At 68.0% G+C, this 24,995-nt stretch carries 20 protein-coding genes and 2 pseudogenes; 13 read left to right on the plus strand and 9 right to left on the minus strand.

Going from position 1 to position 24,995, the window contains the following annotated elements; genetic code table 11:
• Window positions 1-111: 111 nt before the first annotated feature.
• From queA to secF, 5 genes are all read left to right on the plus strand, one after another.
• Window positions 112-1,173 carry a tRNA preQ1(34) S-adenosylmethionine ribosyltransferase-isomerase QueA gene (gene queA / locus EER27_RS02385; RefSeq protein ID WP_123086408.1) on the plus strand — a complete coding sequence of 354 codons (1,062 nt, stop codon included), beginning with the start codon at window positions 112-114 and terminating at the stop codon, window positions 1,171-1,173.
• Window positions 1,170-2,291, plus strand: a complete 1,122-nt coding sequence (gene tgt, locus EER27_RS02390) for a tRNA guanosine(34) transglycosylase Tgt (RefSeq protein ID WP_123086409.1) — start codon at window positions 1,170-1,172, stop codon at window positions 2,289-2,291. Before queA ends, tgt begins: the two co-directional genes overlap by 4 nt.
• 204 nt (window positions 2,292-2,495) lie before the next feature.
• The gene (yajC, locus tag EER27_RS02395; RefSeq protein WP_123086410.1) at window positions 2,496-2,834 is read left to right on the plus strand and encodes a preprotein translocase subunit YajC; all 339 of its coding nucleotides are present in this window, start codon (window positions 2,496-2,498) and stop codon (window positions 2,832-2,834) included.
• Between the two features lie 201 nt (window positions 2,835-3,035).
• Window positions 3,036-4,898, plus strand: a complete 1,863-nt coding sequence (gene secD, locus EER27_RS02400) for a protein translocase subunit SecD (protein WP_123086411.1) — start codon at window positions 3,036-3,038, stop codon at window positions 4,896-4,898.
• Window positions 4,899-4,911: 13 nt separating this feature from the next.
• The gene (secF, locus tag EER27_RS02405; protein WP_123086412.1) at window positions 4,912-5,901 is read left to right on the plus strand and encodes a protein translocase subunit SecF; all 990 of its coding nucleotides are present in this window, start codon (window positions 4,912-4,914) and stop codon (window positions 5,899-5,901) included.
• Between the two features lie 368 nt (window positions 5,902-6,269).
• On the opposite strand, the gene EER27_RS02410 is transcribed toward secF, so the two are convergent.
• Entirely contained in the window at window positions 6,270-7,100 is an 831-nt protein-coding gene (locus tag EER27_RS02410) for an inositol monophosphatase family protein (protein WP_123086413.1), read from the minus strand.
• 141 nt (window positions 7,101-7,241) lie between these two features.
• On the opposite strand from EER27_RS02410, the gene EER27_RS02415 reads away from it, so the two are divergent.
• The 4 genes and pseudogenes from EER27_RS02415 to EER27_RS17545 all read left to right on the plus strand — a co-directional run.
• Complete coding sequence (locus tag EER27_RS02415; RefSeq protein WP_123086414.1) at window positions 7,242-8,024, plus strand: RNA methyltransferase; 783 nt, start codon at window positions 7,242-7,244, stop codon at window positions 8,022-8,024.
• Between the two features lie 78 nt (window positions 8,025-8,102).
• Window positions 8,103-9,044 carry a phosphate/phosphite/phosphonate ABC transporter substrate-binding protein gene (locus tag EER27_RS02420; RefSeq protein WP_425480805.1) on the plus strand — a complete coding sequence of 314 codons (942 nt, stop codon included), beginning with the start codon at window positions 8,103-8,105 and terminating at the stop codon, window positions 9,042-9,044.
• Between the two features lie 629 nt (window positions 9,045-9,673).
• A pseudogene (locus EER27_RS17540) lies at window positions 9,674-10,357 on the plus strand (diguanylate cyclase domain-containing protein); the annotation flags it as partial.
• A 75-nt stretch (window positions 10,358-10,432) separates the two neighbouring features.
• Window positions 10,433-11,179: pseudogene (locus EER27_RS17545) on the plus strand (putative bifunctional diguanylate cyclase/phosphodiesterase); the annotation flags it as partial.
• A 115-nt stretch (window positions 11,180-11,294) separates the two neighbouring features.
• On the opposite strand, the gene EER27_RS02430 reads toward EER27_RS17545, so the two are convergent.
• On the minus strand, window positions 11,295-11,927 hold the full coding sequence (locus EER27_RS02430) for an exopolysaccharide biosynthesis protein (RefSeq protein WP_123086416.1): 633 nt from the start codon (window positions 11,925-11,927) through the stop codon (window positions 11,295-11,297).
• Window positions 11,911-13,245 carry a hemolysin family protein gene (locus EER27_RS02435; RefSeq protein ID WP_123086417.1) on the minus strand — a complete coding sequence of 445 codons (1,335 nt, stop codon included), beginning with the start codon at window positions 13,243-13,245 and terminating at the stop codon, window positions 11,911-11,913. Before EER27_RS02435 ends, EER27_RS02430 begins: the two co-directional genes overlap by 17 nt.
• Window positions 13,246-13,504: 259 nt before the next feature.
• Between EER27_RS02435 and EER27_RS02440 the strand changes: the two genes are divergently transcribed.
• Entirely contained in the window at window positions 13,505-14,131 is a 627-nt protein-coding gene (locus EER27_RS02440; protein ID WP_123086418.1) for a DUF47 domain-containing protein, read from the plus strand.
• Between the two features lie 10 nt (window positions 14,132-14,141).
• Window positions 14,142-15,269 carry an inorganic phosphate transporter gene (locus EER27_RS02445; RefSeq protein ID WP_123086419.1) on the plus strand — a complete coding sequence of 376 codons (1,128 nt, stop codon included), beginning with the start codon at window positions 14,142-14,144 and terminating at the stop codon, window positions 15,267-15,269.
• 261 nt (window positions 15,270-15,530) lie between these two features.
• Here EER27_RS02445 and EER27_RS02450 read toward each other — a convergent pair whose 3' ends face one another.
• On the minus strand, window positions 15,531-15,941 hold the full coding sequence (locus EER27_RS02450) for a hypothetical protein (protein ID WP_123086420.1): 411 nt from the start codon (window positions 15,939-15,941) through the stop codon (window positions 15,531-15,533).
• Window positions 15,942-15,978: 37 nt separating this feature from the next.
• On the opposite strand from EER27_RS02450, the gene EER27_RS02455 reads away from it, so the two are divergent.
• Both EER27_RS02455 and EER27_RS02460 read left to right on the plus strand, forming a co-directional pair.
• The gene (locus EER27_RS02455; RefSeq protein WP_123086668.1) at window positions 15,979-16,320 is read left to right on the plus strand and encodes an MGMT family protein; all 342 of its coding nucleotides are present in this window, start codon (window positions 15,979-15,981) and stop codon (window positions 16,318-16,320) included.
• 393 nt (window positions 16,321-16,713) lie between these two features.
• Window positions 16,714-17,430: a rhomboid family intramembrane serine protease gene (locus EER27_RS02460; RefSeq protein WP_123086421.1), complete on the plus strand. Its 717-nt coding sequence runs from the start codon at window positions 16,714-16,716 to the stop codon at window positions 17,428-17,430.
• A gap of 108 nt (window positions 17,431-17,538) precedes the next feature.
• Here EER27_RS02460 and EER27_RS02465 read toward each other — a convergent pair whose 3' ends face one another.
• The 5 genes from EER27_RS02465 to EER27_RS02480 form a co-directional block, all read right to left on the minus strand.
• On the minus strand, window positions 17,539-18,471 hold the full coding sequence (locus EER27_RS02465) for a tetratricopeptide repeat protein (protein WP_190285605.1): 933 nt from the start codon (window positions 18,469-18,471) through the stop codon (window positions 17,539-17,541).
• Window positions 18,468-18,941 (minus strand): hypothetical protein, encoded by a 474-nt coding sequence (locus EER27_RS17030; protein WP_190285606.1) that lies wholly within the window; start codon window positions 18,939-18,941, stop codon window positions 18,468-18,470. The genes EER27_RS02465 and EER27_RS17030 overlap by 4 nt, the downstream gene beginning before the upstream one ends.
• On the minus strand, window positions 18,941-20,284 hold the full coding sequence (locus EER27_RS02470) for an ATP-binding protein (protein ID WP_123086423.1): 1,344 nt from the start codon (window positions 20,282-20,284) through the stop codon (window positions 18,941-18,943). The genes EER27_RS17030 and EER27_RS02470 overlap by 1 nt, the downstream gene beginning before the upstream one ends.
• Before the next feature lie 81 nt (window positions 20,285-20,365).
• Window positions 20,366-22,408, minus strand: a complete 2,043-nt coding sequence (locus EER27_RS02475; protein ID WP_123086669.1) for a M13 family metallopeptidase — start codon at window positions 22,406-22,408, stop codon at window positions 20,366-20,368.
• A 276-nt stretch (window positions 22,409-22,684) separates the two neighbouring features.
• Window positions 22,685-24,772 (minus strand): M13 family metallopeptidase, encoded by a 2,088-nt coding sequence (locus EER27_RS02480; protein ID WP_190285629.1) that lies wholly within the window; start codon window positions 24,770-24,772, stop codon window positions 22,685-22,687.
• Window positions 24,773-24,995: the final 223 nt, after the last annotated feature.

Below are 24,995 nucleotides of genomic sequence, written 5' to 3' on the forward strand. Positions count from 1 at the left end.
GGTGGATCGGGCCGGCGTGGAGTGCGACGAGGCCGTCGATTTGGCGTGGCGGCTCGGCCCCCGGATAATGCCCGGCCGTGCCGGCGGCATCCGGTCGCAAAGACACCGGCCTTGAAGAAATCCGACTTCCATTATGAATTGCCGCCCGAGCTGATCGCCCAGGCGCCACTGGCCGAGCGTTCGGCCAGCCGGCTGCTGCTGGTGCCGCCGGGTTCCTCGGCGCAGCCCGCGCTCCAGGATCATCAGTTCCGCGAGTTGCCGCAGCTGCTGCAACCGGGCGACCTGCTGGTGTTCAACGACACCCGGGTGATCCCGGCGCGGTTGTTCGGCAGCAAGGCCACCGGCGGTCGCGTCGAGATTCTGATCGAGCGGTTGCTCGGCGGCGACCAGGCGCGCGCCCAGCTTGGCGTCAGCAAATCGCCCAAGCCCGGCGCGATGATCGCGCTGGATGCCGGCGGACAGGCCGAAGTGCTCGGCCGGGACGGCGAGTTCTACGTGCTGCGCTTCGAGGTGCCCGAGTCGCTGGAGAGCTGGCTGCTGCACGCCGGTCGCCTGCCGCTGCCGCCGTACATCCAGCGCGAACCCGGCCGCGACGACACCGAGCGATACCAGACGGTGTTTGCCCGCGAGTCCGGCGCCGTGGCCGCGCCAACCGCCGGCCTGCATTTCGACGACGCCCTGCTGGCAACGCTGAGCGAGCGCGGCGTGCAGTTTGGCCACGTCACGCTGCACGTGGGCGCCGGGACGTTCCAGCCGGTACGCGTGGACGACCTGGGCCAGCACGTGATGCACAGCGAATGGCTCAACGTGGGCGCCGAACTCGTCGACAAGGTGCGTCGCACCCGCGAGGCCGGTGGCCGCGTGATCGCGGTCGGCACCACCGTGGTGCGCGCGCTCGAATCGGCGATGCGCACCGACGACTCCGGCGAGCGCGTGCTGCAGCCCTATGCCGGCGAAACCCGGCTGTTCATCCTGCCTGGCTACCGCATCCGTTCGGTCGACGCGATGGTCACCAATTTCCACCTGCCAGAAAGCACCCTGCTGATGATGATTTCCGCGTTCGCCGGCAAGGACCGCGTGTTCGCCGCCTACCGGCATGCGATCGCCGAGCGTTACCGCTTCTTCTCCTACGGCGATGCCATGCTGTTGTGGCCGGCGGAGAGCGGCGCATGAGCCGCATGTCGTTCGCGCTGCTGGGCAACGATGGCGCGGCGCGCCGCGGTCGACTGACGTTCCCGCGTGGCACGGTGGAAACACCCGCGTTCATGCCGGTGGGAACCTACGGTTCGGTGAAGGGCGTCATGCCCGAGCAGGTGCGCGAACTGGGCGCGGAGATCATCCTGGGCAACACCTTCCACCTGTACCTGCGCCCCGGCCTGGAGGTGATCGCCGCGCACGGCGGCCTGCACGGTTTCGGCCGCTGGAACGGGCCGATCCTGACCGACTCGGGCGGCTTCCAGGTTTTCTCGCTGGCACACAAGCGCAAGATCACCGAGGCGGGCGTGACGTTCGCCGCGCCGATCGACGGTCGCAAGGTCTTCCTTGGCCCCGAAGAGAGCATGCACATCCAGAAGGTGCTCGATTCGGACATCGTGATGATCTTCGACGAGTGCACGCCGTATCTGGTGGACGGCGCGCCGGCCAGCGAATCCCTGGCACGCAGGTCGATGGAGCTGAGCCTGCGCTGGGCCGCGCGCAGCAAGAAGGCGCATGAAGGCAACGACGCCGCGCTGTTCGGCATCGTCCAGGGTGGCATGTACCCGGACCTGCGCACGCACTCGGCGCAGGGCCTGCAGGAGATCGGCTTCGACGGTTATGCAATCGGCGGACTGGCGGTTGGCGAGCCCGAGCATGAGCGCAACCGCATGCTCGAACACACCTGCCCGCAGCTCCCGGGCGACCGCCCGCGCTACCTGATGGGCGTGGGCCGACCCGAGGACCTGGTGGAGTCGGTGGCGCGCGGCGTCGACATGTTCGATTGCGTGATGCCCACCCGCAATGCCCGCAACGGCCATTACTTCACGGCCGCCGGTACCGTGCGCGTGCGCAATGCCCAGTACGAGCACGATCTCCGGCCGATCGAAGAGGGCTGCGACTGCTATTCCTGTGCCAATGGCTTCAGCCGCAGCTACCTGCGTCATCTCGACCGTTGCAACGAGATGCTGGCCCCGATGCTGGGCACCCTGCACAACCTGCGTTACTACCAGCGGTTGATGTCGCAGATGCGCGACGCGATCGAACGGGGAACCTTCCAGGCGTTCCGAGAGTCTTTCTACGCCTTGCGCCGTTGATCGCGACGCAGGACGGGCGGGGCACCGGACCACCCGGCGTCGCGCCTGTTCCGCGTTGCAGCACGGCCCCGACCGGAGGCCGCCGCTCGCAACTGCTTGTTCTGATTGCCTTGTTGCGCTTCATTGGCCTTTCCCGCACCGCAGGCCGCAAACGCAGGGCCCGTGCCATAATCCCCGGCTATTTTCTGTACCTGGAAACCGACGATGAACCTTCTCGACCTGCTGATCGCCCCCGCCCACGCCCAGGCTGCCGCGCCTGGTGGCATGGGAGGCGGCATGGGCCTGCTGATGCCGATCGTGCTGATCGCCGTCATGTACTTCCTGATGATTCGTCCGCAGATGAAGCGCACCAAGGAACACCGCGCGATGCTCGAGAAGCTGGCCAAGGGCGACGAAGTCCTGACCAACGGCGGCATCGCCGGCGTCGTCACCGAGATCGGTGAGAACTTCATCACGGTCGAAGTGGCCACCAATGTGCAGATTCGCGTACAGAAGGGCGCGATCGGCAACGTGCTGCCCAAGGGCACCTTGAAGTCGGCCTGAGCCGGCGCCACAGGTTCCAACGGCCCTGTCGCAGGGCCACCGGACCGGGGACGGTCCGGGCGCGGGGGAGACGCGCAGCGATTTCCCCGCAAAAGCAGGTCGGCGTCGCCGGCCCGCACCGTCCGGACCGGGCCAGTGACTGCCGGTCGGGACACCACCTAAGAGACACGGCGGCCATGGTGGCCGTCGCGGGGACATTCGATGCTGACTTACGCGCGCTGGAAATACTTCGTCATCCTGGTCGTCCTGCTGCTCAGCGCGCTGTACGCGTTGCCGAACGTGTTTCCACAGGATCCTTCCGTGCAGGTCACCTCGAGCCGCGGCGCCAAGGTCGACGCCGCCCTCCAGCAACGCGTCAGCGCCGAACTCGGCAAGGCCGGCGTCGCGCCCAAGGCGATCGAGATCGACGGTGAGAACCTGCTGGTCCGGCTCCCCGATGCCGACGTCCAGGTCAAGGCCGCCGACACGCTGCGCCCGGCGCTGGGCAGCGACTACGTGGTGGCGCTGAACCTGGCCTCGAACGTGCCCAACTGGCTGGACGCGATCCGCGCCAAGCGCATGCTGCTGGGTCTGGACCTCCAGGGCGGCGTGCGCTTCCTGATGCAGGTCGACCAGAAGGCCGCGCGCGACAAGCGCATCGAAGCCATCGTCGAAGACATCCGCGTACGCCTTCGCGAAAAGCGCGTGATCTACGAGTCGGTCGAACGCCGTCCCGACAACAGCATCGCCATCGTGCTGACCAGCGCCGCCGGCGCCGAAGAGGCGCGCAAGCTGGTCGCCCAATCCCAGCCGACGCTGGTCCTGGAGCTAGCCGGCACCACCCTGGTTGCCCAGATTCCGGGCGCGGACCTGCAGCGCATGGCGCTGGAGGCGATCGACCAGAACGTCACCACCCTGCGCAACCGCGTCAACGAGCTCGGCGTCGCCGAGCCGGTGGTGCAGCGCCAGGGCAACGACCGCGTCGTGATCGAACTGCCGGGCGTGCAGGACACCGCCGCCGCCAAGCGCATGATCGGCGCGACCGCCACCCTCGAGTACCGCGCCGTTGTCGAGGGCAATGCCGAGGACGCGCTCGCCACCGGCGTGCTGCCTCCGCAGGCGCGCATCTACTACCGCCGCGAGCTCGGTATCGACGGCAAGCCGCTGCCGGTGCTGCTCAACAAGCGCCTGATCGCCTCGGGTGACCAGGTCGAGCGCGCCCAGTCGATCGTCGATCCGCAGAGCGGCACCCCCGCCGTGTCGGTCAACCTCGACACGGCCGGCGGCCAGAACATGTTCGAGTTCACCAGCGCCAACGTCGGCAAGCCGATGGCGGTGGTCTACATCGAGCGCATCCCCGAGGTGCGCATGGTCGACGGCAAGGAAGTGCGTTCGGTGCGCGTGAGCGAGCAGGTGATCTCCGTCGCCAACGTCAACGAGCCCTTCGGCAAGCAGTTCCAGACCACCGGCCTGCAGCGTCGCGAGGCCGATGACCTGGCCAAGCTGCTGAAGTCCGGCTCGCTGGCTGCGCCGATGGACTTCGTCGAAGAGCGCATCATCGGACCGAGCCTGGGCAAGGAAAACATCGATCGCGGCATGAAGGCGGTGCTGTACTCCTTCGTCTTCGCGCTGGTGTTCTTCCTCATCTACTACCGCATGTTCGGCCTGATCACCTGCCTGGCGCTGCTGATCAACCTGCTGATGCTGATCGCGGTGATGTCGCTGTTCGGCTTCACCCTGAGCCTGCCGGGCCTGGCGGGCATCGCGCTCACCGTTGGCATGTCGGTCGACGCCAACGTGCTCATCAACGAACGCATACGCGAGGAGTTGAGACTGGGGCTGCCACCGCAGACCGCGATCGCGGTCGGCTACGAGAAGGCCTCGGGCACGATTGCCGACGCCAACCTCACCGCCATCCTGGCCGGCATCGCGCTGGCCGCGTTCGGCGAGGGCCCGGTCAAGGGCTTCGCGATCGCGATGATCGTGGGTATCGCAACCTCGATGTACACCGCGGTGTCGGTGTCGCGCGGCCTGGCGACGCTGATTTACGGCGGTCGCCGCAAGATCAAGTCCATCGCTATCTAACGGGCGCAGCCATATGAAACCCTTCAACGTGTTCCCGTACGACAGCAAGTTCGACTTCATGCGCCTGCACTGGGTGTCGCTGGGCCTGGCCCTGCTGCTCCTGCTCGCCGCGCTGGGCGCGATGGCGTTCAACACCGTGTCCGGCGGCGGCTTCGATCGCAGCAAGATGTTCAACTTCGCGCTCGACTTCTCCGGCGGCGCGCTGGTTGAGCTGCGCTTCGACAAGCCGGTCAACGTCGACGACATCCGTGAGCGGCTGGAAAAGGCCGGCTTCGAAAGCGCCCAGGTGCAGGGCCTGGGTGCCGGCAACGACCTCTCGATCCGCCAGAAGCTCGACGGCACCAGCAACGACGCCCAGGTGGGCAAGCTGACCGACGGCCTGGTCGACGCGGTGCGCATCGAGGGCAACCCGGTCAAGGTGCTGCGCAGCGAATCGGTGGGCTCGCAGGTCGGCAAGGAACTGGCGACCAAGGGCATCTGGGCCGTCCTGTTCGTGGTGATCGGCTTCCTGATCTACATCTCGTTCCGCTTCGAGAAGAAGTTCGCCATCGCCGCGGTCCTGACCACGCTGCACGACGTGGTGGTGGTGGCCGGCTGGTTCGCCTTCAGCGGCCACGAGTTCGACCTGACCGTGCTGGCCGGCCTGCTGTCGGTGATGGGCTTCTCGATCAACGACACCATCGTGGTGTTCGACCGCGTCCGCGAGAACTTCCGCTCGATGCGCGCGTCGCCGGAAGCCATCCTCAACGCCTCGATCAACCAGACGCTGTCGCGCACGGTGATCACCTCGTTCGTGGCGTTCCTGACCGTGCTGGCGCTGTACCTCTACGGTGGCAACTCGCTGCGTGGCATGGCCGAGGCGCAGATGATGGGCATCGTGATCGGCACCCTGTCGTCGATCTTCGTGGCCTGCCCGTTGCTGACGCTGGGCGTCCTCAAGGTCACCAAGCAGGACCTGCTGCCCAAGACCCGCGACGAAGAAGCGCTGGCGCGCCGTCCGTAATCGGGCGGCTCGTCTCACGGAAAAGGCCGCGCGATTGCGCGGCCTTTTTTTTGGTGCGAGGTCCCGAGGTCGGGTGGGAGTCGCCGAAACAGGACGCGAAGTCGGTAGAGGCGGGCGAGCGTCGGCCTCGCGGACAACCGGAAGGGGAAGGGGAAGGGAGCAACTGCGCACGTGTCCGCGTGCCCCGTCGTTCCAGTGGCCGAGAAAGCAGAAGGCCGCGCATCTGCGCGGCCTTCGTGCGTTTCAGCGGGATCCGTAGGGCGCATTAGCCAAAGGCGTAATGCGCCGGATGGGGCGTGCGATGAAAATCAAACACGACGGGAACGAGTCCGGCGCAATGCCCTTGGGTTATTGCGCCCGGCGTTGGCTCAATCGAACGCTGCCGCGTAACCGGTGTTGACGATGCGCGCCTGCAATGCGTCGCAGACCTTGAGGTTACCTGCCACCAGCGGGCGCGGCGCGGTGCCACGCGCGTCCATCGGGCCGGTGCCGCGGCCGCGGAAGTCGCAGACCTTGCCGCCGGCCTCGCGCACCATCAGCGCGCCTGCGGCGATGTCCCACGGCTTCACGCCCGCTTCGAAATAGGCATCGGCGCGGCCGCAGGCGACGTACGCCAGGTCGAGCGCGGCCGAACCGGTGCGGCGGATGTCTTCGGCATCCAACAGCAGGTTGTCGATGCACTTGAGGTGGGCGCTGGCACGGGCGCGCTCGCGCGGCGGGAAGCCGGTGATCAGCATCGCGCCGTTGAGGTCGCGGCGATCGGCAATGCGCACGCGCTTCTCGTTGACCTGCATGCCGCTGCCACGGCTGGCGGTGAACAGCTCGTTGCGCAGCGGATCGAAGATCACGCCGTGGATCGGTTCGCCGTTCTCGACCAGTGCTATCGACACGCAGAAGTGCGGGATGCCGCGCAGGTAGTTGCTGGTGCCGTCCAGCGGGTCGATCACCCAGGTGAAGCGGGTGCTGCCGTGCGCGCTGGGCAGCGGGCCGCTTTCCTCGCCCAGAATTGCGTAGTCGGGGGTTGAACGGCGGAATTCCTTGATGATCTCTTTCTCGGCCAGGCCATCGACTTCGCTGGCGAAGTCCATCCGGTCCTTCTCGACGACGTTCAGTGCGTCCAGCTTGTACATGTGCCGGAGCAACACGTTACCGGCGGCGCGGGCGGCCTTGACCATGAGGGTGACGGCGGGTTTCTGCATGGCAAACGGCCTCGAACTTGTGAGGGAATGGAAGGGCTGGCGGAGAGAAAGAGCGTGCCGGACATCGTCGTTCGGCGGACCGGCGCGGTGACCGGGCCGCGGAGTTTACCATTGCCGGCCCCGAGTGCCGAAGCTTCTGCCATGTCGACCCCCTCCCAGTCCGCCGACCGCCTGCGAATCGTCCTGGTCGGTACCCAGCACCCCGGCAACATCGGCTCGGCCGCCCGTGCGATGAAGACCATGGGGCTCACCCGGCTGGTGCTGGTGGCCCCGGAAAAGTCGCCCAACGTCGAGTCCTATGCGCTGGCGGCGGGTGCGGACGACGTGCTGGCGGCGGCCGTGGTGGTGCCCACCCTGGCCGAGGCGGTGGCCGATTGCCGGCTGGTGCTGGGCTGCACGGCACGCAGCCGGCGGGTGGCACTGGAGGAGCTGCTGCCGCGCGACGGCGCCGCTCGCGCGGTGGGCGAGGCCCGGTCGGGCGGCGAGGTGGCGCTGGTGTTCGGACGTGAGCGCACCGGCCTGGACAACGACGAGCTGCAGCTGTGCCACGCCGCCGTGCACATCCCGGCCAACCCCGACTACAGCTCGCTGAACCTGGCCGCGGCCGTGCAGGTGCTCAGCTACGAACTGCGCCTGGGTCTGCTCGAAGGCCAGCCGGCGGCACCTGCCGAACCGGCGGGTGAACGCGACCTCCCGGCCACCCATGCCCAATTGGAAGGCTTCTTCGGGCAACTCGGTGAAACCCTGGACGCCATCGATTTCCACAAGGGGCGCGCGCCGGAGTCGGCGATGCGCAAGCTGCGGCGCCTGTTCCTGCGCGCGGACCTGGACGTTCGCGAAGTCCGGCTGCTTCGCGGCATCCTCGCCGACGCCGAGCGCATGGCGATGCTGGCCGGGCGCAATCGCGGTGAGCGAGACGACTGAGTACGGTGCGGCCGGCCGTATCCGCGCTGCCGGCTTTCGATTAGGCTCCGGACATCTGCCCAGCTCCGGCATCCCGCCTTGACCGTACGCCAGCGTCGATTCGCGAGCTTGTTCACCAGCCTGCTGTGTACAGCGGCCTGTCTGGTCGGCGGCGCGATCCCCGCCCGTGCCGGTGACGACGCCCACGTGCTGGTGCTGGGCCGCATCAGCGACGACCCCAAGGCGCATTACGAGCAGCTCAAGCCGCTGCTGGATTACGTGGTGCCGCGCATGGCCGATGTCGGCGTGCGCGAGGGGCGGATCCTGATGGCCAAGGACTCGCAGCAGATGGCCAGCTACCTGCGGCGCGGCCGGGTCGACTGGGTCACCGAGACCGCCGGAACCGCCACCCTGCTCACCCAGCGTGCCGATGCGCGTCCGCTGCTGCTGACCGAGCGCGATGGCACCAGCCAGTACCACAGCATCTTCTTCGCGCGCCGTGACAGCGGCATCCGGACGCTCGACGACCTGCGCGGCCGTCGCGTCGCGTTCCAGCGCCCGTCGTCGACCAGCGCCTACTTCGCGCCCGCCGCCGAGCTGCTGCAGCGGGGCTTTTCGCTGGAAATCCTGCTCTCGCCAAACGATCGCATCGCCGCCCCCGCGGTCGGCTACCTGTTCGCGCGCTCCGAGCTCAACATCTCGACCTGGGTGCACAAGCGGTTGGTGGATGCCGGCGTGATGAGCAATCTCGACTGGGGCAACCCCCGGCGGATGCCCGAGGCTTTCCGCCAGGACCTGGTAGTGATCGCGCAGACCGACGACTACCCACGCGCACTGGAACTGGTGCGCTCGGACCTCGACCCGCGCGTGCGCGCCCGGCTGCGCCAGGTGCTGATCGACGCCGCCGCAGATCCCGCGGCCGGCGCTGCGTTGCGCCAGTTCTTCGGCACCACCCGCTTCCTGCCGATCGACGAGGCGTCGCGCACCAGACTGGAACAGATGGCCGGTGGCATTGGCCGGGTCCGCATGGAGGTCGAATGATCGTCCTGCGCTACGGCCTGCAGGCGCGATTCCTGGCGATGATGGCGCTGGCGCTGCTGGTGGTCCTGGCGTTGGTGGCCCTGCTGTGGAACCGGCAGGAGCGCGTGCAGGGCGAGGTGGAGGGCGTCAGCCGCGAGGCCATGCGCAGCATGGTCAACGAAGGCATCCGGCAGCGCGGCGAAGGCACGGTGGGCGAGCTCGCCGAGTCGCTGGCCAATCCGCTGTACTACTTCGACCTGGAGGCGATCGGATCGGTCGGTCGCACCGTGCTGCGCCAGGCCGGCACGCGCTACGTGATCGTCTACGACAACGCCGGGAACGTGCTGCACGATGGCAGCGAGTCGATTCCCAGCTACGGCAAGCGCATGGACGATCCGATGGCCGCCCAGGCCATCGCCGCGCGTGCCGTGCACACCCAGATCGACAGCAGCACCATGGACGTCTCGGCGCCGATCATGATCGGCCGGCAGCGTATCGGCGGCGTGCGCGTGGGCTACGACCTCAAGGTGGTGCGCGGCTCGCAGGATCGCGCCATCGCCAACCTGCGCGCACGATTGGGCGAACTCGGCCGTCGCCACCTGCTGTGGGTGGGGCTGCTGGGTACCGGCCTGCTGATGCTCGGCGCGCTGATGCTGTGGCTGATCCAGCGCACGCTGGTGCGTCCGATCCGGCAGCTCGCCGATGCCGCGCGCACCATCGAGGCCGGGCATTTCGACATCCATCTGCCGGCCAGTGAGCGCGAGGACGAGGTCGGCGATCTCATGCGCGCCTTCGCCCGCATGGGCCGCAGTGTCGCGCGGCACGATCGCGACATCCGCAAGATGGCTTACACGGACGCGCTGACCGGGTTGTCCAATCGGCTCGCGTTCCGCGAGTCGCTCGACCAGCGGATGGCGATGCTCGATGGCGGCGATCGCGAACTGGCCTTGCTGTTTGCCGACATCGACGACTTCAAGCGCGTCAACGACACGCTCGGTCACGACGTCGGCGACGACGTGCTGGTCCAGTTCGCGCGTCGCATCACCGCCACGGTCGAGCGCCTCGGCGGCGATGACGCGTTGCTCGCGCGTTTCGGCGGCGACGAGTTCGTGATTCTGGTGCAGAACGGCTTCTACCCGCACGACGACGTGCGCACGACGGCCAGTCGCCTGGCCGGCGCGCTGGTGGAAGAGCTCGGCCAGCCGATCCCGGTGGAAGAGCGCCAGGTGTTCCTGGGCACGTCGATCGGCATCACGCTGTTCCCCGACGACGCTTCGGGCGCGACGGCATTGATGAAGAACGGCGACATCGCGATGTACCAGGCCAAGGTTGCCGGCAAGAACTGCCATCGCTTCTACAGTCGTGCGATGGACCAGGCGGTCGAGCGTCGCGTGCACCTGGAGCATGAGCTGCGCGGTGCCTGGGATCGGGGCGAGTTGAGCCTGGCCTACCAGCCCGTGTTCCGGGTGTCGGACGGCGTGATGGTCGGTGCCGAGGCACTGCTGCGCTGGATGCACCCAACGCAGGGCCTGATCGCGCCCTCGGTGTTCATCGACGTGGCCGAGCAGTGCGGGCTGATCGAGACCCTCGGGCCGCAGGTGCTGCGCGCGGCCTGCTTCGACGCGGTCGCCTGGCACCGCAGCCGCGGCGGCGATCCCCTGTTTGTCTCGGTCAACGTCTCGCCGCGACAGCTGCGCCATGGCGATCTGCCGGAGGTGGTGGCCGATTGCCTGCGTGACAGCGGCCTGACCGCGCAGTGCCTGCACCTGGAGCTCACCGAGACGGCCGTGATCGGCGACGAAACCCACGCCAGCGCGCTGCTCTCGAAGCTGCGCGAAACGGGGGTCAAGGTCTGGCTCGATGATTTCGGCACCGGGTTCTCGGGGCTCAGCCACCTGCGTCGCGTGCCGGTCGACGGCGTCAAGATCGACCGGAGCTTCATCGCCGACATCCTGCGCGACCCCGACGATCTGGCCCTCACCACCGCGATCATCGCCCTGGCGCACTCGCAGGGCATCACGGTGGTGGCCGAGGGCGTGGAAAAGGAAGGCCAGTACGAACTGCTGCGAGAACGCGACTGCGATCTGGCGCAAGGCTATTGGCTGGGCCATCCGGTGCCGATGGCTGAGTTCCAGGCGCTGCTGTGCCCGGCGTGATCCGGCGCGGCGCGGCGGCAGCTGAAACGCCAGCGCGAAATCAAGATGCGAAACGGGAAACTGGATAGCAGGATGTCGGCGGCGGACGCTCGCCGACGGGCGTGTCGCAGGCGCGCTAGAACAGCATGTCCAGCCAGCGCGCGGCCAGCGCCGTCAGGCTGCCCGAAAGCACACCGAACACGCCGACCGCAATCGCGCCGCTCACCCAGGCCAGCCCCATCAGGCGGCCATCGCGCTCCAGCAGGGCGAACGCGAACAGCAACAGCAGCGCGCCGAACAGGAAATTGGTGAAGGGAATCGGCAGCGTCAGCAGCACGCCCAGCAACACCAGCAACAGGCCGGTGAAGGCACTGGCAACGCGGTGGTCGAGCAGGGCGGCCGCACGTGGGCGTACCAGCCGCTCCAGTCGCTCCAGCCAGGGGGCGAGGCGGTCGCGGAACTTCGCCATCGCGTAACGGTGCGGCCCGCGCCTGGCCACGAACCCGGGCAGCCAAGGCTTGCGCAGACCGATCAGCAGTTGCACGCCGATCAGCATCACCAGCGGTCCGCTGACGGCTCCACCGACGCCGGGGATCGGAATGAACGCGGCCAGCGTGGACACGAACAGCAGCATGCCGAACGAACGCTTGCCCAGCCCTGCGAATACGTCGCCGAAACGCAGCATTTCCTGAGGATCCCCGGTCGCGATCGAATCCAGCAGCGCGCGCGTTCCGGCCTCGGGTGGGTGGGGCTTAGCCGCTCGGGTCATCTATGCTCGATTCCGGTTCGTTACGGCGATGCAACAGCAGCTTGTCGATGCGCGGGCCGTCCAGATCGACCACCTCGATCCGCCAGTTGCCCCACTCGAAGGCTTCGCCGACGTGCGGAATGCGGCCGAAATGCGCAATCACCATGCCCGCCGCCGTGTGGAAGTCGTGTTCGTCTTCGTCCGGCAGGCGACCGCCGCCGACCAGTTCGCGCAGGTCCTCCAGCGACAGCGCACCGTCAAGCAGGAATGAGCCGTCGGCACGTTCGACCACCGGCGCGTCTTCGTCGGCGGCCTCGGTCGACTGCATGCGGCCGGTCTGCACCCGACCGATCACCGCGCCCATGAGGTCGTTGACCGTGACCAGGCCCGTGACATCGCCGTACTCGTCGACCACCAGCGCGATCGACTGCTGCTCCTCGCGGAAGATCTCCAGCAGCTTCAGGGCGTGGGTCGATTCGGACACAAACAGCGCCTCGCGCAGCTCGGCAAACAGCGCCGGCACGCCCTGGCCCAGGTCGTTGATCAGCGATTTGGCTTCGAGGATGCCCAACACGTCCTGGTCGCCGCCGCGGTACACCGGGTAACGCGAGAACGGCGTCTCGCGCATCGTCGCCAGGTTGTCGTCGGTACTGGAGGACGCATCCAGCCAGGCGATGCGCGTGCGCGGGGTCATCAGGCTGTCCGCGGTGCGGTCGCCCAGGCTCAGCACGCGATTCATCATCTTGCGTTCGTCGGCGTCGATCACGCCCTGCTCGTGGCTCTCGGTCACCAGCATGCGGATTTCTTCTTCGCTGATCGCGCTGCGCGCGTCGTCGCCGATGCCCAGCAGGCGCAGCACGCCACGGTTGATGGCGCCCAGCAGGCCGACCACGGGTTTGGCCGCGCGCGACAGGGCGTCCAGCGGGATGGCGACCGAGCTGGCGATCTTCTCCGGATTGGTCAGTGCCAGGCGCTTGGGGATCAGTTCGCCGAAGATCACCGAGGCGGCGGTGATCAGGGTCACCGCCGTGGCGAAGCCGATCTTTCCGGCGTATTCCGCGGCGCCAGGCCACACGCCCAGCACCCAGGTCGAGATGATCTGGCCAATGGCCGCGCCGCCGAACGAACCGGCGAGCACCGCGATCGCCGTGATGCCCACCTGCACCGTGGACAGGAGATTGTCCGGATGCTCGGCCAATTCCAGCGCCTTGCGCGCCCCCCGGCTGCCCTCGGCCATTTGCTTGAGGCGCAGCTTGCGCGAGGTCATCAGGGCCATCTCCGACATCGCGAAGAAGCCATTGACCACGATCAGGGCCAGTACGACCAGTAGCTCTAGCATCCGGTGCGCTCCGTCACGAGGGTGATCGGGGCGGGGTGGCGGGCGGACTGGGGCGTCGCACGCAGGGGGGCCGGAGCCGGCAGCGGTTTAGGGTCGTCGTCCATTTACTGAGGGGGGAGGCGGGGTAGGGAAGCCGCCAGATAGTAGCAGGCGGCGTTTGCGGCCTCGGGCGCGGTGCGCAGGGGCACCGTGAAACCGTCATAATCCCGCCCGCTGACCCCCCGGCCCCCACGCGCCGGACCCAATGAGGCTCTACCGCATGTTCTCCCTGCAAACCATCTTCGGCCAAGGCAACCAGTTCTACACGCTGCTCGAGGAGGCCGCCGTCGCTGCCCACGACAGCACCAAGGCGCTGCACGCAATGCTCAAGGAGGCCGACCGGGCCCCGGCCCTGGATGCCTTCAAGCTGGCCCGCCAGCGCGAGCGCGCCGCTTCGACCAAGATCAGCCAGGAGCTCGTCGACAGCTTCATCACCCCGATCGAGCGCGAGGACATCGAGGCGCTCGGATCGGCGTTGTACAAGATCCCCAAGCAGGTCGAGAAGTTCGCCGATCGCTATTCGCTGGCCACCCAGCACCTGGCGCACATCGACTTCGCGCCGCGTGCGGCGATGCTCGAGAAGGCCGCCAGCGTGGTGGTTGCCATGGTGCGTGAGCTGCGCACGCTCAAGCTGGAGCCGATGAAGAACCTCAACGACGAGCTTCGCTCGCTCGAGAACGAGGCCGACCGCCTGATGCTCGAGCTGTATCGCGACATCTACTCGGGCAAGCTCGACCATCTGCAGATGTTCCTGCTCAAGGAGTTCTTCGAGATCCTCGAGAAGGCCATCGACCGCTGCCGAGAGGCCGGCGTGGTGGCGTACGAAATCGTGCTGAAGAACTCCTGAGGTCGGGCCGATGTTGACCCTGGTCCTCGTCGTGGTGATTACCGCGCTGGTGTTCGAGTACATCAACGGCTTCCACGACACCGCCAATTCGATCGCGACCGTGGTCGCCACCAAGGTGCTGAGCCCGATGCAGGCGGTCAGCCTCGCCGCGGCGACCAACCTGGTCGGCGCGCTGTGGGGTACCGCGGTCGCCAAGACCATCGCCTCGGGCATCATCGATGCCGGCGTGGTCGACGTCAGTGCGCAGTTGATCCTGTGCGCGCTGCTGGGTGGCATCGTCTGGAACCTGATCACCTGGGCCCTGGGCCTGCCGTCGTCGTCGTCGCACGCGCTGATCGGTGGCCTGTGCGGAGCGGCGTTCGCCGCGGCCATGAACAACTTCGACGCGATCGTCTGGTCATCGCCCAAAGACCCCTGGTACAAGAGCGCCGGCGTGCTGTGGAAGGTGATCGTGCCAATGTTCAGCTCGCCGATGCTGGGCTTCGCCGCAGGTTTCCTGGTGATGGGCGTGCTGTTTGCCATCATCTCCGGAATGGCCGCAAGCGGCGGGCCGTTGCGGCGCCTGGCCCGGCCGCGCTGGGTCAACAGCTTCTTCGGCAAGGCGCAGATCGTCAGCGCTGCGGGCATGGGCTTCGCGCACGGTTCCAACGATGCGCAAAAGACCATGGGAATCATCGCCCTGACCCTGATCGGCGCGCAGTCCGCCGGCACCCTCGACAACCTGCCGGCGTGGCTGGCGTTCCTGCATCCCTCCAAGGAAGCGATCGCCAACAACGACATCGACACCTGGATCAAGATCAGCTGCGCGCTGGTGATGGCCGCCGGCACCGCCGCCGGTGGCTGGCGGATCATCAAGACGCTGGGCCACAAGCTGGTCAAGTTGCACCCGATCCACGGTTTCGCCGCCGAAACCAGCGCGGCATCGGTGATCCTGGCCGCCTCCTCGCTGGGCATCCCGGTGTCGACGACGCACAACATCTCGTCGGCGATCATGGGCGTGGGTACCGCCAAGCGCTTCAACGCCATCAAGTGGACGGTGGTCGAGAAGATGATCTGGGCGTGGATCCTGACGATCCCCGCCGCCGGCTTCACGGCGTGGCTGTTTTTCCAGCTGTTCCTGCTGGCGGGTTGGGTGTAACGCCCATCAGCACGCGGGGCGACGTCGCCCCGCCCTCCTTGAGCGAGGCATTGCCTCCGCGCCGCACGCGCCCGGTCCCATCGCGCGGGTGCTGCGCCGGCCGGGTCGGTCATCGGCCCGGGCAAGCCCCGGCGTCATTCGGCGGCGGGTGAGGGTGAGGGGCCGGCAACCTGCCCGGCCATGCCCTGCTGAAATGCCCGGTGCGAGGCAACGAACGGTCGGTCCGCTCGTTGCCCACTTCTCAATGCGTGCGCCTGCGCTTCAGAGCAGGTCGCCGCCGGCGGACATCATGCGTTCCATGCTGTCGCCCAGGCCGCCGATCTCGAGGATGAGGCGATCGACCTCGGCACTGTCGAGGCCGTCGTAGGGTCGGTTCTCGCACAGCTGCAGGTAGGGGACACCGTCGAGATCGCCGATGGCCAGGTAGCCCACCCGGCTTTGCCAGTTGAACACCAGCGCCCGCCGTGCATCCAGTCCGGTGGTCGGCGCCACCGCGGTGCTGACGCGCAGATAGGGACGACCGTCGTCGTCGTCGAGTTCGGACAGGAACAGCGCCTGGTGGCGTTTGCCCTGTTCCAGCGACAGTTCGATGCAGACCACTTCTTCTTCCTGCACCGAGACCTTGTAGCCGGCAGCCTTCACGTGACGGCGGATCGATTCGAAATTGCGCACGGGCTGCTCCTTCTGAATGACGGGCTATGCTACCGCGATGCCTACCGATGCAAAGCCTGCCATCGAAGCTGCCCGCCGGATCCTCGCCGCGGTGCGCGCCATTCCGCGCGGCGAAGTGGCCGGCTATGGCGAGGTCGCGCGTCGCGCCGGGCTGCCAGGGCGCGCCCGCATGGTCGCACGGCTGCTCAGCCACAATGAGGACCCGCGCCTGCCGTGGCACCGCGTGTTGCGCTCGGACGGCCGCATCGCCTTCCCTGAAGATTCGCCCGGGTACATCGAGCAGTGCGCGCGCCTGCGCAGCGAAGGCGTCCGGGTGGAGGGCGGCCGGGTGCGTGGCAAGCGCGCGGCCGCCACGCTGGACGAGCAGGTCTGGGGCTAGGGGCGCCGCCGGGGTTGCCCGCACCGCGCCCGCACACCCGCTGAGCTGCCGCATCGCCGGGGTGTCACCGCGCAATCGGCCTGTGGGACGTTGCTGTGGCTGCCACGCGATCCGGTGGCGATCGCAACGACGTAGGATGGGTTGAGCACCGCGATCCCATCAACCCGGGGCCAATCGGAGCGAGGGCAGTAACTCCTCGGAATGCCGAAGCGTTCAGGTCGAGCCGCCCTGCCTTCGGGATCGCAGCTGACGCATCGGCCGCCATGGCGTGCGATGGGTATCGCTGCGCTCAACCCATCCTACTGGGACTGCGTGGCATTGCGGTTCGTGAGAACGTTCCGAGCGCCCTCGCACGGGTGCCGGGTACCATGTGCACCTGCACAAGGAGCCGCGATGTTCTCGAACCTGCCCCCCGTCACCAAGGCGTTGCTGATCGCCAATGCGGTGGTGTTCCTGCTGCAAGCGGTACTGGGCGACGCCACGATGGCGCCCTTCATGCTGTGGCCGTTGGGTAGCAGCGGCGACGCGTTCGGCACCAGCGAGTTCCTGCCGTGGCAGTTGCTGAGTTACGGTTTCCTGCACGGCGACATCGTCCACCTGCTGTTCAACATGCTCGCGTTGCTGATGTTCGGTGCACCGCTCGAGCACACCTGGGGCTACCGCCGTTTCCTGATCTTCTATCTGACCTGCGTGGTCGGCGCGGCCGTCTGCCAGTTGCTGGTCGGCATGTGGTTGATGTCCGAAGGGCGCGAGGCCTACCCGATCCTGGGTGCGTCGGGCGGCATCTTTGGCCTGCTGCTGGCCTACGGCATGCTGTTTCCCAACCAGCGGGTCATGCTGCTTATACCGCCGATCCCGATGAAGGCGCGCACCCTGGTGATCGTCTACGGCGTGATCGAGCTGCTGATGGGCATCAGTGGCAAGTCGCCCGGCGTTGCGCATTTCGCCCATCTGGGCGGGATGTTGTTCGGCTGGCTGCTGATCCGTTATTGGCGCGGCCAGCCGCCGTTCCGCAAGCGGCCGCCGTCGGGCGGACAGCGACCGGGCGGGCCGGGGGCAGGTGGGCCCGGGCCGCGGCGCGGACGGGCGAAGTTGCGCGTGGTGCGCTGACCGGGTTACTGGACCGACGGCCCGGTGCCGTCTGAGGGCGCGGCATCGTCTGGGCAGGGTGCCGCCTGGCGCCGTCGAGCGGCGCCACGGTGATGGCAGCGCAGTTGCCTAGAAGCCCGGGCGCAACCGCACCTGTTGCAGCTCGCGGCGCACGGATCGCCAGAACAGTCCGGGCGCCACCCAGGTGTAGACGCAGAAGCCCAGCCACAACGCGGACAGCGGCATTTGCCAGTCGGGGTGGCCGTTGTCGTCCAGTGCCAGCAGGGCCGCGCGGTACGCCAGGTACATTCCCAGCAGCGACAGCACCGTGCGGGTGCGCGAGCCGGCCGAAAGAAAACTCTGGAATCGCCACCACACGCCCAGCACCCAGCTCTGGCGCGCCTTGATCGAACCCAGCAGTGCCAACGCGTTGCTGTCCGTCGGGTCCACCTGCAGCGCCCACGCCGCATGCGCACGCGCGTCGTCGGGACGGCCCGCGGCCAACGCGCAATGGCCGAGCACGCTCAGCGCCTCGACGCTTTCCGGATCGAGTTGCAGCGCATTGCGGGCGAGTTGGGCCGCGATGTCGCGGTTGCCGCGGTCGAACTCGAGCCTGCTGCGCAGCGATAGGAAGTGGACATCGTCAGGGGCCAGCTCGCAGGCGCGGCGGTTGTGATCGAGCGCTTCCGCGTCGCGGCCCCACGCCGAGTACAGGCGTGCAAGGGCATCGTCCACCGCCGGCGCGTCGGGGTAGAGCGCACGCGCATCGTGCAACTGGCGCTCGGCATCGCGAAAACGACGTTGCGCAATGGCGATCATGGCCGCGGCCAGTTGCGCCATCAGCAACTCGGGCTCCAGCTCCAGCGCGCGCCGCGCTTCCGTCTGCGCGGCGTACAGGCGCTTGTTGCGCAACAGCGCCAGCGCCAGCAGCGCATGTGCGCCGGCGTGTTCGGGGTCCTCGCCAAGCAGGCGGGTCAGGGAGTGGATCGCGGTATCGACCTGGCCACGGTCGAGCTGCTCTTCCGCCAGTTCCAACTGGTAGGCCTGGTGTGCGTCGCTCATCGCAGCATCACCGCGAGCAGGGGATGCAACTGGCCGAAGTCGACCAGCCGGGGAGCGAACACCGCCAGCAGGATCAGCAGCGGTGCGCCGTTGCGCGCCACGCCGCCGAAGTACTCCCACAGCTCGAAGCAGCGCGCCTGCATGAAGTACAGCGAGTAGGCGACGGCCAGCTTGAGCGCGATGATCGACAGGCCGGCGTAGCGCAGGGCGGGGTCGCCCAGCCAGTCGCGCCAGTCGGCGACGTTCAGCAGGTACAGCAGTGCGCAACTGCCCAGCGCCGACAGGGCCAGCGCCGCCCATTCGCGGTTGCGTGTGGGGCTGCCCAGGGCGAGACCGTTGAACACGAACCACGCGCTGCCGAACACGGTGCCGCCAAGCATGGTGGCCAGCAGCGGCCACAGCGGGTCGACCGCCCAGCGCGACAGCCCGGAGGGCAGGGGCTCGTCGGGCAATTGGTAGACGGCGGCCATCAGCCTTCCCCGTGCTGCTTGAGAAACGTCAGCACGTCGTCGTACTGGCCGCCCTGGTTGGCGTAGCGAGCGTGGTTGCGGGCGGTGGTCAGCCACTCCAGCGTGGTCGCGCGGGTGTCCTTGAGTGCGGCGCGCAGGTGCGTCATCGACAACGGCACCTCGCGGCCCTCTTCGATCGATTGCTCGATGGCCTCGTCCACCGCCGTCTCGACCAGGTGACGCAGGTCGGCACCGGAATAGCCCGGGCTGCGCTTGGCGATATCACGCAGGTCGACGCCATCGGCGTGCGGGCGCCCTGCCAGTTGCAGGTCCAGGATGGCGTGCCGGGCGGCCTCGTCCGGTGGCGGGACGAACAGCACGCGGTCGAAGCGCCCCGGGCGCCGGAACGCGGAGTCCACGGCCCACGGCACGTTGGTTGCACCGAGGATCAGGACGCCCTGGTTGTTCTGTGCGAAACCGTCCAGCTCGGTCAGGAACTGGCTGACCAGCTTGGCCGAGGTGGCCTCGCGGGAGTGCTGGCGCTTGCCGCCCAGCGCCTCGATCTCGTCGAAGAACACCACCGCCGGCGCGCCGCGACGCGCCTGTTCGAAGATTGCGTGCAGCTTGCGCTCGGATTCGCCGATGTACATGTCGAGTACGTCGGTGATGGCGACGTTGTAGAACTTCGCGCCGCACTCTCCCGCGGTGGCGCGCGCGAGCAGGGTCTTGCCGCAGCCAGGCGGGCCGTACAGCAGGATGCCGCCGCCGGACCGGCGCTTGAAGCGCTCGAACAGCGAGGGCTTGAGAAACGGGGTAATGATGCGGCGCCGAACCTGCTGCTTGACCTCGTCGAGACCGCCGACATCGGCGAACGTGATGCGCTCACCGGCAACCTGCAGCAGTCGCACCACGTCGGCATCGTCGGTGTCGTCGTTGGCCACGCTGGTGACGCGGCCGCCGCGGGCATCGGCCAGGGACACCACCTTGCCGCTGAGGCTGGCGGCATAGGCCGCATCCTCGAACGTGGGGTTCACCGTGACCGCCTGCCGGTACAACTCGCGGGCCTCGTCGCGTCGGCCGTCGCCGAGCGCCACGCGAGAGCGGGCCATCAGCGCCTGCGCGGAATCTTCAGGCGCCAGGCGCAGCACGCGCACGGTATCGCCGGCGGCAAGCAGCAGGCGGAGCGCGTCGTCTCGCCGCTGTGGGTCGGTCAGCAAGGAGTCGCCGCACAGGTCGCACGCCTGGCCAAGCGACTGCGCGTCGTCGTTGGCCAGGCAGGCATCCAGCACCAGCGCCGCCAGCGCCGTGTTGTCGGGGCTGGCGCGCAGCGCGGTCAGCAGGGCATCGGGCGGTGCAGGGACCATGCGGGTGTCCGAAAGAGACGGCGGCCGCGGGACGGCCGCCAGTGCGGAGCGCGCCAGCGGCGTGCCGGCGCAGGCGTGGGATCAGGGTTTGGCGGGCGCCGGCGCGGCGGCCTGCGGCCACAGTGCGATGCGTTCCTCGAGCTTGGCCTGCATCGGCGTGCCGGCGCGACAGCCGAACGCCTCACCAAACGCCGCCTGATTGACCAGCGGGCCGTTGCTGCGCCACTTGCCGGGCGTGTGCACGCTGCTGGCGGCGCGCTGCGTGGCCACCGCGGGCGTCACCTGCTGCGGCCACAGACGTGCCCAGCCGTTGAAGAACGCCTGCTTGTTTTCCTTGGTGGCCGCCGGCAGTGCGGTGCCCATGGCCGTCCAGGCAAGCTCGACGCCGGCGAGATCGGCGATGTTGACGTCGCGCGTCTGGCTGCCGTTGACCTTGATGCCGGTCAGGCCGGGGTAGTCGTATTGCCCGTACTGCGCGCTGACACGGTTGGCCATCGCGTCCCAGGCGCCGTTCTCGGACGGCGTCCACCAGTCGCGGACCGCGCCCTTGGCGTCGACCATGCGACCGCGCACGTCAAAGCCGTGGCTGAGCTCGTGGCCGACCAGTGCGCCAAATGCGCCGTACTGCGCGGCCAGTTCGCGGGTGGGGTCGAACACCGGCGCCTGCAGCATCGCCGCGGTGACGATCAGGCGGTTCTGTGCGATGTCGTACGCCAGCGCGGGCTGCTGCGGCAGCACGTCCCAGCGACGGTCGGCATTGCCGCGACCGATCCGCTTCATCTCTTCGCGGTGGCGCCAGGTGGAGGCGATCAGCATGTTGCCGCCGAAGCTGCCCCGGCCCATCGGTTGCACGGTGTAGTCGAGGTCGCGACGCGGCGTGCCGATCTCGATCTTGAGCGCGGCGAGCTTGGCCCGCGCCTCGTCGCGCGCGGCCGGGCCGAGGCGGGTGTCGCGCTCGAGCGCGGCGGCGAGCGCATCGCGCACCTTGCCGGCGATCTCCTCGGCCTGCGACCGGGAGGTTGCCGGCAGGTAGCGGGCCGCGTACTCGCGGCCAATCATGGGGCCGGCGGCCAGCGTGATGGCGTCAAGCACCTGCTGGTTGCGTGGCGCCGCGGTGGCCTTGCCGGCCAGCACGCGACCACGGAAATCCTGGCTGGCATCGCGCCAGGCGCGCGCCAGGTATGGCGACATCGCGTCGCCGATGCGCCAGCGCAGGTAGACCTTCCACTGCGCGGGCTTGAGCTCGCCGATCATCGTGTCCAGTTGCGCGAACAGCGCCGGGTTTGCCAGCGACACGCTGTCGTCGGTAACGCCCTGCGCCGTGAGGAATTCGGCCAGCTGCAGCTTGCGGTACTGCTTGGCGAGGTCGGCGGTGGGGACCAGCGCGTAGTTGCTGCGTGGGTCGCGCAGCTCCGCGAGCGGACGCGACGCCTGGGCGAGGCGGGTTTCCAGGTCGATCACCTGCTGCGCTTCGGCGGCGAGCTTGTCCTGCGGCGTGCCGGTCAGTGCGAGGATCTTCTCGACGTAGGTCTTGTAGAGGCCGAGCAGCGCGCGCGTGTCGGCGTCGGTGCGCGTGTAGTAGGCCGGGTCGGGCAGGCCGAGCCCGCCCTGGGCGAAGTAGCCGACGTGGCGGTTGAGGTCGGCCAGGTCGATGTCGGCGCTGAAGTTGAATGCCACCGGGATGCCGACCTGGTGCAGGGCGGCGATCGACGCGGGCACGTCCTTGCTGCGGCGGATCGCATTGACCCGCTGCAGGAGCGGCGCGATCGGGTTGGCGCCGTCGCGCTCGACTGCCGCCTCGTCCAGGCCGCTGGCCCAGAAGTCGCCGAGCAACTGCTGCACGTTGCCCTGCGGCGCGCTCATCGCGGTGTTGAGCAGTTCGACCTGCTGGCTGCGTGCGCGGTCGCCGAGTTGCTCCATCGCCGATAGCGAGGGCACGCCCGGAAGCAGGATGTTGGCCTTCAGCCAGTCGGCATTGGCCACCGCGTGGAAATCGGTGCATGCGGTGGGTGCGGGCGGACCGCTGGGCTTGGCCGGGGCACGGCGCCTGGCGGCATCGGCGGGAGCGGCGATGCCGGCAACGAGGCAAAGGGCAAGGGCGCAGGCAAGCGGTCGAAGGGTCATCGCGCATTCCATCCAGGGGATGCCCGGAGTTTACCAACCGACCGCGGCCAGGGAGCGTCGGACGTTCAGGACTGGGAAATCGGTGATCCAAGCATCCGCGTGTCAGGAATCTGCAACGGGCCGTAGGGCACACCGGCTCACCGGCAGACCCGCAAGACGAAGCCCACACAAGACGAAGGCCCGGACATGCCGGGCCTTCGCAACTGGCCGACGAGGAAGCCAGGTCGCTGCGCGTGGGCGGCCGGTCAACGCAACCGGCCGCACGCGTTCATGCACTTACCAGATGACCACCTGCGAATCGCTCGCGCGGACCATCGGCTGGCCGGCCTTGCACGAGAACGCCGCGGCGAACGCCGGCAGGTTGGACGGCGCGCCGATCGCACGGAAGTTGGCCGGCGCGTGCGGGTCGGTCTTCAGGCGAAGGTCGAGCTCCTGTTCGGTGAAGTTGCGGCGCCACACGGTGCCCCAGTTCAGGAAGAAGCGCTGGTCGCGCGACAGACCGTCGGTCATCGGATCGGGCGTGGTGCCGGCGGCCTTCTTCATCGCGTCGTAGGCCGTCGCCAGGCCGCCGAGATCGGCGATGTTCTCGCCCAGCGTCAGCTTGCCGTTGACGTGCTTGCCCGCTGCCGCCTCGTAACCGTTGAACTGGTTGATGAGCTTGTCGGTGCGGCCCGTGAAACCCTTCGTGTCAGCTGGCGTCCACCAGTTCTCGAAGTTTCCGCTGGCTCCGAAGCGGCTGCCCTGGTCGTCGTAGCCGTGGGTCATCTCGTGGCCAATCACCGCGCCGATGCCGCCGTAATTCATCTCGTCGGTGGCGTTGGGATCGAAGAATGGCGGCTGCAGGATTGCGGCCGGGAACACGATCTCGTTCTGCAGCGGGTTGTAGTACGCGTTCACCATCTGCGGCGGCATGCCCCATTCGGTGCGGTCGACCGGCTTGCCGATCTTGCCCAGGTTCCACTTGTAGTTGAACTCCTGGGCGGCCATCACGTTGCCAATGAAGCTGCCGCGGTCGGTGGACAGGCCGGTCCACTCGCGCCACTTGTCCGGGTAGCCGATCTTGGGCGTGAACGCGGCCCACTTCTCGAGCGCCTTCTTCTTGGTCTCGTCGCTCATCCAGTCGAGGTTCTCGATGCGCGCCTTGAGGGCCTCGCTGAGGTTGGCCACCAGCGTCTGCATGCGGGCTTTCGATTCGGGCGAGAACGCCACCTTGACGTACATCTGGCCCAGCGCCTCGCCGACCTGGCCCTCGATGGTGTCGAGCACGCGCTTGCCGCGCTCCTTGAGCTTCTTCTGGCCACGCAGGGTCTCGCTGTAGAACGCGAAGTCCTCCTGCACGAACGCGTCGGACAGGTACGGCGCGGCGGCGTCGACGGTGTGGAAGCGCAGGTAGGCCTGCCACTGGTCGACCGGCACGTCGCCGAGCATCTTGCTCACTTCTGCATGGAACGCCGGGATGGCCAGCGAGAACTTCGCCGGTACGGCGACGCCCTGCGATTCGAAGAACTTGGTCCAGGGGAAGTTCGGCGCCAGCTTGTCGGCGTCGGCCGGGCTGACCGGGTTGTAGAACAGCTCCGCGTCACGCGACAGGTCTTCGCTGGACTTGGACACCTTGGCCAGACGGGTCTCGAACGCGATCACGTTCTGCGCCTGGGTGGCGGCGTCGGCAGCGGGCACGCCGGACAGCTCCAGCACCTTGGCGACGTGCTTCTGGTACGCGGCCAGCTTGTCCTTGTGTTCGGCCTTCTCGTAGTACTCCTTGTCGGGCAGGCCCAGGCCGCCCTGCATCGCGTAGGCGATGTTGTTGCGCGAATCCTTGAAGTCCGCTTCCGGACCGAAGCCGAACAGCGTGTTCTCGCCCTTGGCCGCGCTGGTGCGCAGGTATTCGGCGACGGCTTCCTTGCTGTCGAGCTTGGCGATTGCGTCCAGGTGGCCCTTCAGCGGGGTGATGCCCTGCTCATTGATCTTGGCCGCGTCCATGCCGGTGGCCCAGAAGTCGCCGACGATCTTGTCGACGCCGGCCGCGCCGGTCTTGGCGGCGGCCTGCTCGGCGAGCTGGCGCTGGATGGTCTGCGAGCGCTCGTCGAGCATCTCGAACGCGCCCCACGACGTGCGATCGCCAGGAATGGTGTTGGCGGCCAGCCACTTGCCGTTGACGTAACCGCCGAAGTCGGTGCACGCGTCCTTGCTCGGGTCCAGGTCGTCCTTGCTGAAACGATTGACGCCGGACAGCTTGCTTTCGTCGAGCTTGTAGCCCGAGTCGGCGGCCGCGGCTTCCTTGGTCTTGGCATCGTTGGCGGGGGCGGCGGCGTCCTTGCCGGTGCAGCCGACGAGGGCGGCGGCGATGGAAAGCGACAACAGCAGGACTTGCGGTTTCTTGAAGGTCACGACGGACTCCGGCCTGGTGGCAATACGGTGGGATCTGGACGGTCCGGACGCCCGGGCAGGCGTCGCGGAAGGGATTGAACCAAGAGGCACCATAGCCGCGCAGGTGGCGCGGGGCGGGTGTCAGAGGTCATGGGCGGGTACGCGGTCGGGACGCCCGATACACTGCGCGACCTGGTTCGTCGGGGGCACGGGGTCTGTC

Source organism: Montanilutibacter psychrotolerans (genome assembly GCF_003719825.1).
In the GTDB taxonomy this organism is placed as follows: Bacteria; Pseudomonadota; Gammaproteobacteria; order Xanthomonadales; family Xanthomonadaceae; genus Montanilutibacter; species Montanilutibacter psychrotolerans.

Bases quoted from the DNA above. Each gene is read 5' to 3' on its own strand.
- EER27_RS02445 (WP_123086419.1), top strand. From the start codon at position 14,142: ATGTTGACCCTGGTCCTCGTCGTGGTGATTACCGCGCTGGTGTTCGAG.
- tgt (WP_123086409.1), top strand. From the start codon at position 1,170: ATGAGCCGCATGTCGTTCGCGCTGCTGGGCAACGATGGCGCGGCGCGC.
- secD (WP_123086411.1), top strand. From the start codon at position 3,036: ATGCTGACTTACGCGCGCTGGAAATACTTCGTCATCCTGGTCGTCCTG.
- EER27_RS02435 (WP_123086417.1), bottom strand. From the start codon at position 13,245: ATGCTAGAGCTACTGGTCGTACTGGCCCTGATCGTGGTCAATGGCTTC.
- EER27_RS02410 (WP_123086413.1), bottom strand. From the start codon at position 7,100: ATGCAGAAACCCGCCGTCACCCTCATGGTCAAGGCCGCCCGCGCCGCC.
- EER27_RS02465 (WP_190285605.1), bottom strand. From the start codon at position 18,471: ATGAGCGACGCACACCAGGCCTACCAGTTGGAACTGGCGGAAGAGCAG.
- yajC (WP_123086410.1), top strand. From the start codon at position 2,496: ATGAACCTTCTCGACCTGCTGATCGCCCCCGCCCACGCCCAGGCTGCC.
- secF (WP_123086412.1), top strand. From the start codon at position 4,912: ATGAAACCCTTCAACGTGTTCCCGTACGACAGCAAGTTCGACTTCATG.
- EER27_RS02470 (WP_123086423.1), bottom strand. From the start codon at position 20,284: ATGGTCCCTGCACCGCCCGATGCCCTGCTGACCGCGCTGCGCGCCAGC.
- EER27_RS02455 (WP_123086668.1), top strand. From the start codon at position 15,979: ATGCCTACCGATGCAAAGCCTGCCATCGAAGCTGCCCGCCGGATCCTC.
- EER27_RS02475 (WP_123086669.1), bottom strand. From the start codon at position 22,408: ATGACCCTTCGACCGCTTGCCTGCGCCCTTGCCCTTTGCCTCGTTGCC.
- EER27_RS02415 (WP_123086414.1), top strand. From the start codon at position 7,242: ATGTCGACCCCCTCCCAGTCCGCCGACCGCCTGCGAATCGTCCTGGTC.
- EER27_RS02440 (WP_123086418.1), top strand. From the start codon at position 13,505: ATGTTCTCCCTGCAAACCATCTTCGGCCAAGGCAACCAGTTCTACACG.
- EER27_RS02430 (WP_123086416.1), bottom strand. From the start codon at position 11,927: ATGACCCGAGCGGCTAAGCCCCACCCACCCGAGGCCGGAACGCGCGCG.
- EER27_RS17030 (WP_190285606.1), bottom strand. From the start codon at position 18,941: ATGGCCGCCGTCTACCAATTGCCCGACGAGCCCCTGCCCTCCGGGCTG.
- EER27_RS02460 (WP_123086421.1), top strand. From the start codon at position 16,714: ATGTTCTCGAACCTGCCCCCCGTCACCAAGGCGTTGCTGATCGCCAAT.